Annotated in this window: 13 protein-coding genes and 1 riboswitch; of the genes, 1 reads left to right on the top strand and 12 read right to left on the bottom strand. The window is 64.8% G+C overall.

Annotation, left to right across the window (positions count from 1 at the left end; genetic code table 11):
• Positions 1-42: 42 nt before the first annotated feature.
• Positions 43-1,188 (top strand): MBL fold metallo-hydrolase, encoded by a 1,146-nt coding sequence (locus Q3Y64_RS03235; RefSeq protein WP_303560098.1) that lies wholly within the window; start codon positions 43-45, stop codon positions 1,186-1,188.
• Positions 1,189-1,257: 69 nt separating this feature from the next.
• On the opposite strand, the gene Q3Y64_RS03230 is transcribed toward Q3Y64_RS03235, so the two are convergent.
• The 12 genes from Q3Y64_RS03230 to Q3Y64_RS03170 form a co-directional block, all read right to left on the bottom strand.
• Positions 1,258-1,644, bottom strand: a complete 387-nt coding sequence (locus Q3Y64_RS03230; protein ID WP_303560097.1) for a ferredoxin — start codon at positions 1,642-1,644, stop codon at positions 1,258-1,260.
• Positions 1,641-2,645: a precorrin-3B C(17)-methyltransferase gene (gene cobJ, locus Q3Y64_RS03225; RefSeq protein WP_303560096.1), complete on the bottom strand. Its 1,005-nt coding sequence runs from the start codon at positions 2,643-2,645 to the stop codon at positions 1,641-1,643. The genes Q3Y64_RS03230 and cobJ overlap by 4 nt, the downstream gene beginning before the upstream one ends.
• 2 nt (positions 2,646-2,647) lie before the next feature.
• Positions 2,648-3,742, bottom strand: coding sequence for a 5,6-dimethylbenzimidazole synthase (gene bluB / locus Q3Y64_RS03220; RefSeq protein ID WP_368506638.1), 1,095 nt, complete (start codon positions 3,740-3,742; stop codon positions 2,648-2,650).
• A complete protein-coding gene (locus Q3Y64_RS03210; protein WP_303560095.1) occupies positions 3,739-4,500 on the bottom strand; it encodes a cobalamin biosynthesis central domain-containing protein in 762 nt (253 codons plus the stop codon). The genes bluB and Q3Y64_RS03210 overlap by 4 nt, the downstream gene beginning before the upstream one ends.
• Positions 4,497-5,309: a precorrin-2 C(20)-methyltransferase gene (gene cobI / locus Q3Y64_RS03205; RefSeq protein WP_303560094.1), complete on the bottom strand. Its 813-nt coding sequence runs from the start codon at positions 5,307-5,309 to the stop codon at positions 4,497-4,499. Before cobI ends, Q3Y64_RS03210 begins: the two co-directional genes overlap by 4 nt.
• Positions 5,299-6,642: a precorrin-6y C5,15-methyltransferase (decarboxylating) subunit CbiE gene (gene cbiE / locus Q3Y64_RS03200; protein WP_303560093.1), complete on the bottom strand. Its 1,344-nt coding sequence runs from the start codon at positions 6,640-6,642 to the stop codon at positions 5,299-5,301. The genes cobI and cbiE overlap by 11 nt, the downstream gene beginning before the upstream one ends.
• Before the next feature lie 4 nt (positions 6,643-6,646).
• Complete coding sequence (locus tag Q3Y64_RS03195; protein ID WP_303560092.1) at positions 6,647-7,873, bottom strand: cobalt-precorrin-5B (C(1))-methyltransferase; 1,227 nt, start codon at positions 7,871-7,873, stop codon at positions 6,647-6,649.
• Positions 7,870-8,547, bottom strand: a complete 678-nt coding sequence (locus Q3Y64_RS03190) for a precorrin-8X methylmutase (RefSeq protein ID WP_303560091.1) — start codon at positions 8,545-8,547, stop codon at positions 7,870-7,872. The genes Q3Y64_RS03195 and Q3Y64_RS03190 overlap by 4 nt, the downstream gene beginning before the upstream one ends.
• Complete coding sequence (locus Q3Y64_RS03185) at positions 8,544-9,452, bottom strand: sirohydrochlorin chelatase (protein ID WP_303560090.1); 909 nt, start codon at positions 9,450-9,452, stop codon at positions 8,544-8,546. Before Q3Y64_RS03185 ends, Q3Y64_RS03190 begins: the two co-directional genes overlap by 4 nt.
• Positions 9,449-10,258, bottom strand: a complete 810-nt coding sequence (gene cobM, locus Q3Y64_RS03180; RefSeq protein ID WP_303560089.1) for a precorrin-4 C(11)-methyltransferase — start codon at positions 10,256-10,258, stop codon at positions 9,449-9,451. Before cobM ends, Q3Y64_RS03185 begins: the two co-directional genes overlap by 4 nt.
• A gap of 2 nt (positions 10,259-10,260) precedes the next feature.
• Positions 10,261-10,926 (bottom strand): energy-coupling factor ABC transporter permease, encoded by a 666-nt coding sequence (locus Q3Y64_RS03175; protein ID WP_303560088.1) that lies wholly within the window; start codon positions 10,924-10,926, stop codon positions 10,261-10,263.
• Between the two features lie 186 nt (positions 10,927-11,112).
• Positions 11,113-11,370: riboswitch (cobalamin riboswitch) on the bottom strand.
• Between the two features lie 136 nt (positions 11,371-11,506).
• Complete coding sequence (locus Q3Y64_RS03170) at positions 11,507-13,924, bottom strand: sulfite reductase flavoprotein subunit alpha (RefSeq protein WP_303560087.1); 2,418 nt, start codon at positions 13,922-13,924, stop codon at positions 11,507-11,509.
• Between the last annotated feature and the right edge of the window lies 1 nt (position 13,925).

Genomic DNA, 13,925 nt, shown 5'->3' with positions numbered 1-13,925 from the left:
CCTCGTTGGCTACTCCTGCCTTTATTACTTGGAACAAGCATCATGGCCTACTCATCGATCTTTGAAGCCGCACCGGACATCCAACGCGAGCGGCCAAGCGCCAGCCACTATGCCAATGGCCAGTTCCACAATCTCGCACAGGAGCGGGGGCTTAATTTCGCCGACAGCCTGAATGGAGTCTGGCGCTACCTGACGGGAAAATCACCCGATGCGAGCCCCGGCGCTGCACTTGAAGTCGCGCCCCTGACTCCCGCTGATCTGCAGCAGGCCCCGGACCAAAGCCTGTGGCGCCTGGGGCATTCCACCGTCCTGCTCAAACTAGAAGGCAAGTTCTGGCTGACGGACCCGGTTTTCGCCGAGCGTGCCTCGCCTTTTTCCTTTGCCGGGCCGAAGCGCTTTCACGCGGCTCCGATAGCCCGCGAAGATCTGCCTCCCATCGAAGCCGTCATCCTTTCGCACGACCACTACGACCATCTTGACCGGGAAAGTATTCTCGCCATCGCAGACAAGGTAGGCATGTTTGTCACGCCCTTGGGCGTTGGCGAACGGCTGATCGGCTGGGGGATTGCGGCCACAAAGATCCAGCAGCTCGACTGGTGGGAAGAAACACAGGTCGGCGCCTTACGCCTGATCGCCACCCCCGCACAGCATTTCTCAGGGCGTAGCCTGAGTGACCGCAACCGCACCCTGTGGGCCTCCTGGGTGCTGATCACGCCGCAAAGCCGCGTGTTTTTCAGTGGCGACAGCGGCTACTTCGCCGGCTTCCGGGAGATCGGCGACAGGTTTGGCCCTTTCGATCTCACGCTGATTGAAAACGGAGCCTACAACGAAGCCTGGGCCGATGTGCACATGCAGCCCGAGCAGAGCATTCAGGCACACATTGACTTGAAGGGCCAGCGACTGGTGCCGATTCACAACGGGACATTTGATCTCGCCCTGCACGCCTGGACCGAACCACTGGAGCGCATCACTGCGCTGGCCGAACAAGGCGGCATTGCCCTGAGCACGCCACGATTCGGCGAGCGGCTGGATATCCACGCCGGCAACAGCACAGATGCATGGTGGCACCAGCACGAAGGCGGAACTCGGCACACCGGTGCTGCAACTGCTCAAGGACGCGCAAGAGGCGAACAGCCCGTCAGCCAGACTGGCCCCGCTGGTCTGGCGAGTCTTCGGCATGCCGACTGAGCTCGACGCTCACCGCAATACGCAGCCACAAGATACGTCCATGGTTCCAGACTGAAGCCAAACAGCCGATTACTCCATGCCCTCACCACCACCGGCAGGCGAGGAGCAAGGGCCTTGGTGGAACACCAGTTCGCTGACGGAGCGGCCACCCGCGAGATGCTCGGCGATGATGCGATCCATGTTTTCCGGCGTGACCTGGTAATACCAGGTGCCATCTGGCTGCACACACATGATCGGCCCGCCTTTGCAGGCCGCAAAGCAGCTGACCCGGCTGCGCTTGACGCGCAGCGGCCCGGTATCGAGCCCGGCAGCCTTGAGTTTCTCGCCCAGGCTGTCGAACAAGGCTTGTGCTGCGCCATCCTGCGCACAGCGCGGGCCGGTGCACACCAGCAGGTGGCGTCCATAGTCAGCAATGCGCGGTTTCACCACGGCCATATCCTTCTCCTGGCTACTCATTCGCCGCCCTCCTCTGACACGGCTTCAAGCGTCTCCGGTAGCGGCTCGGCGAGCGTGTCGCGCAGGTATTCGAGTGGCAGGCGATGGCGCCTGGCCAGCTCCTCCAGGGCGATTCCGTCTGCCACATCCGCCTGCAGGTTCTGCAGCCAGCCGAGTAGCCCGCTCGACAACGAACGCCCGGCCTTCTCTCCTTCGTGCGTGCTGCCTTCTGCAAGATCGTATTTGTTGGCATAGCCGCGCGGGGTGACCATGCAGCCATGCCGCACGAAGGTACTGCTGTTGCCGATCAGCACCGTGCTGAGCATGCCGATGTCAGCCTCGACCATCTGCGCCAGGGTCGTGAACACGATGTTTTCGCGACGCCGATAGGCACTCTTGACGATGGCCACCGGCGTATCGGGGCGGCGATGACGCAGGAACAGGCGCTGCGCCTCGATGATCTGACGTGTGCGTCGGCCGCTGCGGGGGTTGTACAAAGCCACCACGAAATCAGCCGCGGCAGCGGCATCTAGGCGTCGCGCGATGACCGGCCAGGGGGTGAGCAGGTCCGACAGGGAGATGGCGCAGAAATCATGGGTCAGCGGCGCCCCCACCCGGGCGGCGCAGCTGTTGATCGCCGAGGCTCCCGGCACGATCTCGACCTCGATACCCGAGTCCGGCGTCCATCCGGCCTGGAATAACACCTCGTAGGTGGGCCCGGCCATGCCGTAGACGCCGGCGTCTCCCGAGGACACCAGCGCCACTTTCTTACCAGCGCGCGCACGCTCCAGTGCCTCGATGGCACGATCGAGCTCTTCGGTCATGCTCTTGCGGATGACTTCCTTGCCTTCGATCAGATCGGCCACCAGCTTGATGTAGGTGACGTATCCAATGATCGTATCGGCCTCGGCAATCGCCGCGCGGGCGCGGCCAGTCATATGCTCCACGCTGCCAGGGCCGATGCCCACCAGCATGATCTTGCCGGCGCCCGTAGCGCCCTCGGTTTGAATTGCAGACTGCATCACTACTCCTGCTTCAAGGGCCCGGCAGATGCACAGGCATCCGCCGCGGAATCTTCGGAAAATGCCCAGCGGTTCTCGCCGAATAATGCGGCGGGTGCGCGTGGCTGGCGCCAGTCGGTGATGCTCAGCATCGGTGCCGGATAAAAACTCGCCACCGGGCCGATGCACAGCAGGCCCAGAGCCTGGGCGCCCGGCGGCAACTGCAACAACACGGCCAGCTCCGCCGGCTCGAACAGCGACACCCAGCCCAAGCCCAGGTTCTCGGCGCGGGCGGCGAGCCACAGGTTCTGCACCGCCGCGCCAACCGAACACCAGGCCATTTCCTGCGCCATCGTGCGGCGGCCGAACACGGTGCCGTCATCCGGGGCCAGCAGCACTACCCACAGCTCGGCGCACTCGCGCACACCCTCCACCTTGAGCGCGCGGAAGGCCTCTTCCCGTGATCCCAAGGCCTGCGCCGTACGCTCGCACTCTGCGCTCACGCAGTCGGCCAGGCGTGCGCGCAGCCCGGTATCGCTGATGCGCAGCACGCGCCAGGGCTGCATCAGGCCAACCGAGGGCGCCTGCATCAAGGCTGCGGCCAGGCGCTCGCGGGTTGCCGCATCGATGCTGCAGCCGCTCTGGAAATGACGCATGTCGCGCCGCGCGGCCAGCAGCGCATGTGCCGACTGGCGGGCCTGCTGGTCGAACAGAATGCGCTCGGCATCTACAGCGGCCACCGAAACCGTGGCGTTCCGCCCGTCCGCTCCCTTTACGCGATGCTTTTCGACCCGCAGGGCCCGCGCATCGGTAGCCTGCGCCGCGAGCAAGGCCGCCGCTTCGCTCACCGAGGGGGTGCCGGTGTAATGCCGCACCGTTTCCGAAGGATTGGGCACCGCCACTTCGGCCAGCAGCGCCGGCGGATAGAAGCACAAGGGCCAGCCACGCGCCTGTGCCAAAGCCAGCAGCCCGGCTTCGTCAGCCTTGAGCGTGATGCTGGCCAGTGCCACGACTTCGCTGGCCACGGCGCCGGCCATCTCAAGGGCCTCATCCACTGCACGTTCAAGCGTTGCCTGCGGCGTGCCGCGATCACAGCCCAGACCAATAGCGATTTTCATGCGCCCCCCAGCGGCGGGCGATAGACCACCAGGCGCTCGCGGAGGGCTTCCCACTGCGCGGGCGCGATCTCGGCATGAGTCACCCACAGCACGGCGGCATAACGTTCCAGCGGCACCTCGTCAAAACGCGCATACAGATGGATGTTGGGCGGCAACGGCGTGGGCCGGGTCCACCAGTGTGGGGAGCCTGCCTCCTGCACGAAGGCCACCGCTTCTTCGTTGACTACCGCGGCGGACGCCCGGGTGATATTGATTTTCGGCGCCTCAACGCGCCAGCCGAGCTCGCGACCGAGGATGTCGACCGGAATGGTCTTGCCCACGTCGGAAGCGGTGGTCAGCACCGGCGCTGCGCCCAGCAAAGCGGCGAGGGTCTCGGCCATCGCGTTGGCGCCGCCCACATGGCCCGAGAGCACCGGAATCACGAACTGGCCAGCGTCATCGATCACCAGCACGCCAGGGTCTTCATCCTTGTTCTTGAGGTGCGGGGCGATCAGGCGCACCACCGCGCCGAGCGAAACAAAGAAAACGATCTGGTCGTAACCCGCAAACAGCGCCGCGATTTCGTCGCGAAACGCGCCGGTGTAGCTGTGCACGTGATTCGGCAAACCTTCCAGCGCTTCACCGAACTTTGCCGCTACGCACAGCTCGGCCAGCGGCAGGGCTGCCGCGAGCCTGGCAGCCTGCGCCGCACCATGGCGGGTGATCGCCACCAGCACCAGCCGCGGCAATACCGGTGACACGGAATCCGTCGTGCTCATGCCGGCTCCGAAGCGGCTTGCGCCTGGCTCGTGCTTTTCTTCAGGCAGCCCCGGATCCGCTCGCCACGAATCCGGTGCGGGCTATGCACCAGCATCAGCGACAGATAGCTGACCGTGCTGCCACGCAAAGCAAGCATCTCCTCACCACGCAGGATGCGTTCGTCGGGCGCGCCGCAACGTTCGATAAGGCTGGCACCCGCGAGCAGCTCACGCGCCTCCAGCCAGTCGAGGAGATCTTCGATCAAGGGTTTGACCTTGAGCAGCACCAGCGAATCGAAATCCTCCAGCAGGCGGTCGATCGCGCTCACGCCATAGGCCGCGGGCACGATGGCCACCGTATCGTCCTGCTCGCACAAGGGGCGGGCCAGTGCCGCACTGGCGGCGCTGAAGGAATTCACGCCCGCCACCACCTCCACCGCCAGACCGTCCTCGCGCGCCCGCAAACTGCGCACCAGATGGCCGAAGGTCGCATAGGTACTGGCGTCCCCCTCCACCAGGAACATCACATCCTGCCCGGCCTGCAGACGCGGCAGCACGTAGTCAGCCGCACGTTCCCAGCTGCGCACCAGCTTCTCGGCATCATGCGTCATCGGAAACAGCAGTGCCTGATGCTCAGCCGGCGGCAGCAGGCCAGCCCGCCCAACAATGTCGTAAGCATAGCTGGGCGACTTGCTGCTGCGCGTGGGATAGACCCATAGCGCATCGCGCCGCTCAAGCAGAGCCCAGGCCCGCCGGGTGATCAGGCCCGGGTCACCCGGGCCCAGGCTGAGCCCGTACAGCGTGCCCATGCGTGAAGCTTCATTCACCATCCGTCAGTTCCTTGTTCATTTGCACCTCACCCTGCCGGGCACACACGATCCACACCGGGTTCTCCGCCGCCATCCGGTGCATGGCGAGAATCGGCTTGCTGCGCGCCGCCTGCAGTTGCAGTACATCCCACTGCGCGCCGGCCTCTTCGAGTGCAGCGGTTGCCGTGGCAAGGTTTTCCAGGGTCACGAAATTCATCACCAGCCAGCCCTCGGTGCGCAAACGCTTCAGGCAAAGCTTGATCAATCCGGCCAGCTCACCCCCGGAGCCACCAATAAAGACCGCATCCGGATCCGGCCACAAATCAAGCCCCTCCGGCGCCTTGCCATGAACGAGGGTGTGATTGCTCAAGCCGAAAGCCGCGCGGTTTCGCCCGGCAATCGCGAAATCATCGGCATTTTTTTCGATTGCCCAGACGTGGCCTTGCGGACACAAACGCGCCGCCTCGAGCCCCACCGAGCCGCTGCCCGCGCCGATATCCCAGACGCGACTATCTGCACGCAGCTGCATCCGCGCGAGGGACACGGCCCGCACCTCCTGCTTGGTGATCAGGCCCTTCTCCGGCTGGCGCTGGGCATAGGTGGCATCCATCAAGCCGAAACGCACCGGCTGGCGACGCTCGCGCACCCGCCACAGCAGCAGCACATTGGGGTCGGCAAACTGCATGCTGGCTGCATCGGCCGGGCGCAGATCCGCCAGCACCCGCTCGCCGGCCTGATTCAGGCGCTCGGCCACGGCCAACTCGAAATCCTCTGCCAGCCCCTCCGCCATCAGCAGCCGGGCAACCCGGTCCGGCGTATTGGCCGGGCTGGTCAGCACCAGCAGCCGGTCATGTCGACGCAAGGCCTGCGCCAGTTCATACAAACCATGCCCGGGCGCTGCGCCGCACTGCCATTCGCCGGCATCCCGGGCATGGATGGATACGATGCGCGCATCGGCCCAGGGCAGACCGACACGTGCGCAGGCCAGCTGCAGGGTGGATACATTGGGCAGCACCTCGATGGCCTGCAGACACAGCTGCGCCGCCAGGTAAGCCGCGATGCCGTGACACAGCGGATCCCCGGTGGCGAGCAGGACCACCGCCTGATTCGCCTCGCGTGCCAAGCGGATGCGCTCCACAAGCTCGGGCAAGGCGCCCAGCACATGGCGCTCGGCATCGGGCGCGATTTCGTCCTCGAACAAGCCCAGGGTTCGCGGTGCGCCAATCACCAGCTGCGCTGCGCGCAGGTGGGCCAGTGCGGGAGACGCCAGGCTGGCCGCGCCATCATCCAGCACACCGATCACGCGGCACGGCATGGGATCGCGCGCCACGGTATTACACAACACATCATTCATGGTTTCAGTCCTGCTCCTCGTCATCGGCCACTACTGGCTGCAGCGGCAGATTGGCCCGCTGCGGATCGGCGGCGGCGGAGTGCGCTGCGCAGATTTTCTGGCCATCGAAATCACACACCAGTACCTGCAGCGCGAAGCGGCCGGCGTAGCGCCCCACCTGGGGGTCACACAAGGTATGCACGGTGCGTTCGGCCAGCGCCTGGTGAAAGGCAAGATGCAACCCGCGCTCGGCCATGCGCTCGGCCGCAAAACGCGCGGTCGGATTGGCTTCGATCTCCGTGCAATCCTCGGCACTGGCGCCAATCCCGGCGGCCAGCTCGGCCAGCAGGCGGGTGTCCACCTCGGCCCGGTTGGCATGGGTGATGGTTTCACCCTGGGCGATCTTGGTCAGCTTGCCGACCATGGCGGCGATCACCACCTGGCGGATGCCGCGCATAGCGGCTTCGTCCAGCGCATAGCGCAGGAAGTCCCCCATCTGCACAAAGGCACCCGGCGCTAGATCGGCGTATTCACGCATCGCGAACTGCTCGGTGCGCCCGCCAGTCGTCAGTACCACAATCGAACGCGCGTTTCGCTGGCCGAGGCTGGCCGCCAGTTGCACGCCCTGAACCACGCTCGCGCGCCAGGCTGCAGTGCTGTAAGGCTTGACGATGCCGGTGGTACCGAGAATCGAGATGCCGCCGAGAATGCCCAGACGCGCGTTGTGTGTCTTGCGCGCCATCTCTTCGCCGCCAGGCACCGAGATGATCACGCGCAACCCGTCCTGTGCCAGCAGGCTGCCCGCCACCTCCCGCAGATTGGCCTCGATATTGGCGCGCGGCTTGGGGTTGATCGCGGCTTCCCCCACCGGCAGCCCCAGCCCGGGCAGGCTCACCACACCCACCCCTGCTCCACCGGTAATCTCGATCCAGCCGGCACGCCCAGGCAGGCGCTGCAGCTCGGCCGTGAGCCGGGCGCCATCGGTACAGTCCGGGTCATCGCCTGCAAACTTCACGACGACCGCTCGCGCCAGCATGACGTGGCCATCCTCACCGGGCGGCTGGCAATAAGGTTCGCAAACGGCGAACTCCACGCGCTGCGCATTCGGCAATTGCGACTCGATGCGCGCGGGGATCACCCCCAGCATCAGCCCATGAACCGCCGCCCGCGCCGCTGCGGCAGAGCAGGCACCGGTCGTGAAACCGGTACGCGTGCCGCGCGGTTTGGGCGAGGCGCCCGTGGCATCACTCATGCGGGCGCTTTCTGCCTGGCCTCGGCTAGGGCCAGCAAGGCATGCAGTGCCGCCACCACCAGTGTGGAGCCGCCTTTGCGGCCCCGGATCACGATCCACGGCACGGCATCGATTTCCGCCATCAAGGCCTTGGACTCTGCGGCGGCCACAAAGCCCACCGGCATGCCGATGACCAGCGCGGGACGCACGCCTTCTTCGCGGATCAGGCGCACCAGCTCGATCAGCGCCGTGGGCGCATTACCGATGCCGACAATGGCCCCCTCCAGCAAACCCAGGCGCTGCGCCTTGCGCATGGCCTGCACGGCCCGCGTCGTATCCGCCACCTGGGCGGCGGCGATCACATCCGGATCGCTGATGAAGTGATGCGCCTGAATGCCAAAGTGCGCGAGACGCGGCCGCGAGAGGCCAGAGCAGATCATCTCGACATCCGCCACCATCGCGGCAGCACCGCCCAGCATTGCAGCGATGCCCGCCTCCACCGCCTGCGGATGGAAAGCCGTCAGACCGTTGAACTCGAAATCGGCATTGGCGTGAATCATGCGGCGCACGATGGGCCACTGCTCGGCGCTGTAGGCATGCGTGCCGACCTCTGCATCGATGATCGCGAAGCTATCGTGCTCGATGAGCTGACCAGCACGCGTGAGCTGCTCGGTGACGGTATTCACACTGCTCATCCGGCGTGCTCCGCATGCAGTGGCTGCGCAGTGGGGGGCACGAAACTCAGCGGCTGCGGCGCATGGGTATGCTCATGCGAGTGGCCATGGCCCATGTCATGCGCCAGCTCACGATAGCTGCAGCCATCGCAAGGCAAAGTGCTCTCGGCGCGCCCCGCTTGGAGATCCTGCACCCGCTGCTCAAGCAGGGCAAAAATTTCGGGCTCGAATCCGAAATGCTCGCCACAGGCAAACCGGATCTGCGGATACTGGCTGCGCAGATGCGCCACCTGGCGATGGATGCGCTGCATCAGCGTGCCGGTGTAGAGGTAATAAGGCAGCACCACGATCTGGGTCATGCCCAGCAAGGCCTGACGCTGCACCACCCGCTCCAGGCGGGGCCAGGTGATGCCGGTGAAAGCCAGATCCACCAGCTCGTGATCGCCTTCCTCCTGCAACCAGCGCGCCATCTTGGCCATGTCGCCATTGGCGGCGCGATCCGACGAGCCACGGCCGAGCAGGATGATGCCGGTGGTGGTCGGGTCCGGCACGTCCAGCTGCTGCATGCCAGCGCGCAGACGATTCTTGAGGATATCCAGGATCGGATCGCAAGCGCTCAGATGGGGGCCATACAGGAATTCGACCCCCGGGTAATGTTCGCGTGCATGCTCGATGGCTTCCGGGATTTCCATCTTCACATGCCCGGCTGCATTCAGAATCAGCGGCAGCACGAAGACACGCCGGCTCTGCGCAGCCGCCGCGAGCAAGCCATCATGCAGCGATGGCGGAGCGAACTCGATGAAGCAGACCTCGATCCGCCATGCCGGCTGGCGGCTGCGCCACTGCGTAACGAAATCGCGGATTTCGGCGTTACCGGACTCCTCGCGCGAGCCGTGGCCGACGAGGAGGATAGTCGTGGTGTTCATGCGCTGGCCTTTCTGAATCGATGGGTAAAGCGCGGGTCGTAAAGCTTGGAGCGTGCGAGTTCGGGCCATTCGCGTGCGCCCAGGGTGGGGCTTGCGATCACCATAGCCTGGCTCACGATGCGCGCTTCACGACACTGTTGTTTGATGGTGGCGAGCGTGCCGCGCAGGATGATTTCCTCACCCGGCCAGCTCGCCTTGTGCACGACGAGAATCGGCGCATCCTCCGCCCAGCCCGCTGCGCGCAAGCCCGCTTCGAGCTTGTGCATCAGGGTGATGGACAGGAAGATACACAGCGTGCAGCGATGCGCCGCCAGCGCGGCGAGGTCCTCACCGGGAGGCATCGGCGTGCGCCCTTCGATGCGCGTGAAAATGGTCGTCTGGGTGATCTCGGGCAGGGTGAAGCTTTCCACCGCCGCCGCCGCCGAGGCCATTGCCGAGGACACACCGGGCACCACGCCCACCGGAATACCCAGCGCATCCAGTGGCCGCACCATCTCGATCAGCGTGCCGTAGAGCGCCGGATCTCCAGTCTGCAGACGCACGACTACAGCATGGCGTGAGCTCTGTTCGACGAGCCACTCGGACATCTGCTCCAGCGTCATGTCCTTGCTGTCGGTGATCACACACGCTGATGGCGCCCAGCGCGTAGCGGCCTCGCTGACCAGCGAGCCGGCGAACAGGATCGCGCCGGCCACTTCGATCAGGCTACGGCCCTTGACCGTGATGAGCTCAGGATCGCCCGGGCCGGCACCGACGAACCAGACCGTGCCGGACTGGCCGGCAGGCGTCTTTGCGACAACAGACATCGTCAGGCCGCGCTGCGCTGAACCAGCTTCTCATCCAGGCACAGACGCGCCCAGGCCGGCGTGGCAGTCTGCCCGGAAGCTCGCGTCAGCAGGCTGACGATGCCCCAGGTAAAGACCGGTTCCAAGAGCACCAGCGTCACATAGCTCGCAGCGAAGTGAGCCCACTCCACGAGTGGCGTCGCCACCAATCCCTGGCTGAGCCAGAAACCCACCATCAAGGTGACGCCTGAGTAATAGAAACCATCCAGCTTGAGCAGGGACGCGATCTCGCCATTACGGGCTGCCTCGGCCAGGCGGCGGCCTACGCTGAAGTGCACTGCCAGCAGCGGCAGCATCAGTGAGAGCGCATTGACGCCCAGATGCAGCAGATCCTGCGGTTCGAATATCAGCCCCTGCGCCAGCAGCCCCAGGGCGAAGCCGAATAGCGTTGGCAGGAAACCGAACAACAGGTAGATCGGCATGGCGCCAACAAAATGCAGTTCAGACGGTCCCACCGGCAGGTGATACATCTGCATGAACAGCGAGAAAAAACCTGCTGCCAGCAGGGTGCGCAGCCACAGCGCCGGGCGCAGCAGCAGGCCCGGCAACTGGCTGACCAGTAGCGCGCTGGCGACGACATTGGCGCCGAGAATTGTGGAAGCGGCCAGTTGGCCCGGTTCGATATGCATTGCGACTCTCCTTTGCGCCCCCACCGGGCGCTGCGTAGTGGATGAAACGACGCAGGCCGGAACGGCCAGGAGAGAAAGAAGGGATGAACATCATGAGCTGCAGCCCGTGGTGAGGGACACCGGATGGGCACAGGCAGGGACGCAATGAGGCCCCTCATGACATGCACCCCATCGCCCACCGCAACGGCCTGCGTCAATGCATCAGGCAGGTCTCCGGGCTTGCGAGTGGTGGCCTCAAGGCACACCGGAATGAACCGCCTTCCCATACCCGACTGGATACAGTGGCCAGATCAGCAGCAGCGTGCTGACCGGTTCATTCTTGACTCGCTTACCGTTGCGGGGGCAGCGCCGGAATTGTCGCAACCCGAAGGCTGCACGCACCGGCTTCCCATTTCACCTGCACGTGCATGACGCAGAGCAGGAACCTGAAGCTGCGATAAGTGTAACGACAAAGCGCTGCTTTCTGAAAGCGCCCGATGTTGTAGAGGATCTCTCGACCCTGGCGATCGCCTCAGAAAAGCATGTTTCCACGCCTGGAGACAATTTATGCAAGCGAATGTCGCTCGGGGCGTTGGTGTGCTCAGTACACGTCGCGCCGGTAGCGCTTTTGAGCGATCAGCAAGTCCAGCCCTTCACGCCCTAGCAAGGCTTCAAGCATGGCATCCACGCCCCCCGCCATGCCCTGCAAACTACCGCAGACATGAATCACTGCGCCTTCACCCAGCCAGCGCATGAGGCGTGCGGACTCGCCACGCAGAAAGTCCTGCACATGGCAGCCGCCCGGCTCGCGCGAGAAGACACGATCCACCTCCAGCAAGCCCGCCTGCACCCAGACTCCGAACTCGGTTTCGCACACGCTATCGGTGGCACGATGGCGCTCCCCGAAGACCAGCCAGTTTCGCCCGATGCCGCGTCGCACACGTTCGCGCAGCAAGCCACGCAGGCCGGCAATACCGGAGCCATTGCCGATGAAAATGCTGGGGCTATCGTCCTCAGCGAGAGTGAAGCTCGGATTTGCCCGCAGCCGCAGCGCCAGTTCGCCATCGAGCGGGCAATTCAGGGTCAGGAAACCCGAAGCCAGCCCGATGCCCAGGGCATGATGATGCTGGCGTACGATTAACTGAAGACACCCATCTTCCGGGATCGAGGCAATCGAGTAGCGACGTGGCGCCGGTAGATCCGGCTCAACGGAACATGAATGGGGACAGGGAAGGATCTCTACCAGTGCGCCGGGAGTCCAGTGTGGCAGCTCCCCTTTGGCTGGCAGCAGCGTGAGTTCGAACAGTGGCGAGCCACTGCTGCCAGGGTTGAGCAGCGTGCGCTGCGCAAGGCGCCACGGCTCCCAGGCAGGCGCGGCTTGGGCTGAAGCGCTCAGGCTGTCATCCCTCACACCAAAGCGCTTCAGCCCTGCAAACCAGTGCTCGACAGCCGCCGGCTCGGTTTCACAGGCAGGCGTAAGCGGCTGCCAGGCTTGAGCCCCGAAACGCAGCAAGGCGGCCTGCAAGCTGTGGCCGAAACCGCAGAACTGACGGTACTGCCGGTTTCCCAGTGCGAGCACTGCAAAACGCAAACGTTCGAGTTCCAGATCGGCCAAACCCAATGCTCGAGCAAAGCCGCGAGCCGTATCAGGCGCCTCACCTTCGCCGAAGGTACTGACCACGAACAGCGCCTGCGGAAAGCCCGCCAGCTCTGCCGGCTGAAGACTGGCAAGTGGCCTCAGCACCACAGCGCGGCCAGCGGCCTGCAGCGCGGCGGCAGTGCGCAGCGCGAGCGACTCGGCGCGGCCGGTCTGACTCGCCCAGGCCACCAGGATGGACTCTTCCGCCGCTACGCCTACGACCGGCAAAAGCGCCTTGCGCTGACGCTCAGCCTCGCGCGCGCCACGCCGCCGCGAAAGATAGAGCAGCCAGCCAGTCACCCCCAGCACCGGCAGTGCCAATCCCGAAAGCATCATAAAGAGTTGCACGGCGAGACCGAAGTCGCGCCCCATATGCAGCGGATGAATCATCGCCAGTACACGCTTGCCCGTGCTCTGGTCGGCAAAGCGCTCGTCCTTCTTCAGCTTGCCATCGAGCGCAATGAGCATACGGTTGCGCTCGCGCTGATGCGCGGCATCCGGCAGCAGCCACAGGATTTCGAGCGCAGCCGACGCGGTTTCCGGCGGCCGTACGCGCAACTCGCGCCAGGCCGGCACCTTGTCGGAAAAGCGCTGCCAGGCGAGCGAAATGTCCGGCACGGCTCCATTAAGATCGGCCTTTGGCGGCATCTCCTTCTTCACGCGGGGGGCGCGTTCAATACCGGCCCAGCTGTCGACAGAGCTGCGCACGCTATCGAAGGACCAGTAGATTCCGGTAGCTGTAAGCAGCAACCAGGCCGGCAGAGCCCAGGTTGCCAGCACCGCATGTAGGCTCCAAAGGAAGGGCCTACCCTTCAGGCGTGGGTTGAAGCCAAGCCAGGTGCGCAAGTCCAGAGGCCTGCGGGGCCAGCGCAGGTAAAGGCCCGACGCGATCAGCAGCAACAAGCTACTCGACAAAATGCCGGCGACGACTCGCCCCGGCTCACGTGGCAGCAGAAAAAAGCGGTGCAGGCGCTCGATCCATTCAAAGAAAGCCTGGCCACGCGCTTCGCCAAGCAGTTGGCCGGTATAGGGATGGACATAGAGCGGCAGCAGCTTGCTCGCCCCAGGAGGCGTCTGCAGCAGCAGTTGCACGCTGCGCCCCGCTTCGGCAGAAAAAATAGCGGTGGCGATTCGCTCGCCGCTGGGCAGCGGCACCACTACAGCCAGAAGCAGCGGCGGTGCGAGCATGGGCACCGATTGCACCGGCACGCTGCGCAGACCCGGATTCAGCATATCGAGGATCTCCTCCTCGAACGACATCATCGCCCCGGAAAGCCCGATCAGCATCAGGAGGCTGCCGGCGGTGATGCCGATCAGCCAATGCAGCTGGAAGAAGCTCCAGCGCAGGATTGCGCTCACCCCGCCGGCAGACCTGCTCATC

This window comes from Uliginosibacterium sp. 31-12 (genome assembly GCF_030548425.1).
In the GTDB taxonomy this organism is placed as follows: domain Bacteria; phylum Pseudomonadota; class Gammaproteobacteria; order Burkholderiales; family Rhodocyclaceae; genus Uliginosibacterium; species Uliginosibacterium aquaticum.
The sequence above is the reverse complement of the archived record's forward strand: the minus strand, read 5'-3'. Positions and strand labels throughout refer to the sequence as shown.

Coding starts and splice junctions, on each gene's coding strand:
- cobM (WP_303560089.1), bottom strand. CDS start 10,258: ATGTCTGTTGTCGCAAAGACGCCTGCCGGCCAGTCCGGCACGGTCTGG.
- Q3Y64_RS03190 (WP_303560091.1), bottom strand. CDS start 8,547: ATGAGCAGTGTGAATACCGTCACCGAGCAGCTCACGCGTGCTGGTCAG.
- Q3Y64_RS03195 (WP_303560092.1), bottom strand. CDS start 7,873: ATGAGTGATGCCACGGGCGCCTCGCCCAAACCGCGCGGCACGCGTACC.
- Q3Y64_RS03210 (WP_303560095.1), bottom strand. CDS start 4,500: ATGAGCACGACGGATTCCGTGTCACCGGTATTGCCGCGGCTGGTGCTG.
- Q3Y64_RS03235 (WP_303560098.1), top strand. CDS start 43: ATGGCCTACTCATCGATCTTTGAAGCCGCACCGGACATCCAACGCGAG.
- Q3Y64_RS03230 (WP_303560097.1), bottom strand. CDS start 1,644: ATGAGTAGCCAGGAGAAGGATATGGCCGTGGTGAAACCGCGCATTGCT.
- Q3Y64_RS03175 (WP_303560088.1), bottom strand. CDS start 10,926: ATGCATATCGAACCGGGCCAACTGGCCGCTTCCACAATTCTCGGCGCC.
- cobJ (WP_303560096.1), bottom strand. CDS start 2,645: ATGCAGTCTGCAATTCAAACCGAGGGCGCTACGGGCGCCGGCAAGATC.
- cbiE (WP_303560093.1), bottom strand. CDS start 6,642: ATGAATGATGTGTTGTGTAATACCGTGGCGCGCGATCCCATGCCGTGC.
- bluB (WP_368506638.1), bottom strand. CDS start 3,742: ATGAAAATCGCTATTGGTCTGGGCTGTGATCGCGGCACGCCGCAGGCA.
- Q3Y64_RS03170 (WP_303560087.1), bottom strand. CDS start 13,924: ATGAGCAGGTCTGCCGGCGGGGTGAGCGCAATCCTGCGCTGGAGCTTC.
- Q3Y64_RS03185 (WP_303560090.1), bottom strand. CDS start 9,452: ATGAACACCACGACTATCCTCCTCGTCGGCCACGGCTCGCGCGAGGAG.
- cobI (WP_303560094.1), bottom strand. CDS start 5,309: ATGGTGAATGAAGCTTCACGCATGGGCACGCTGTACGGGCTCAGCCTG.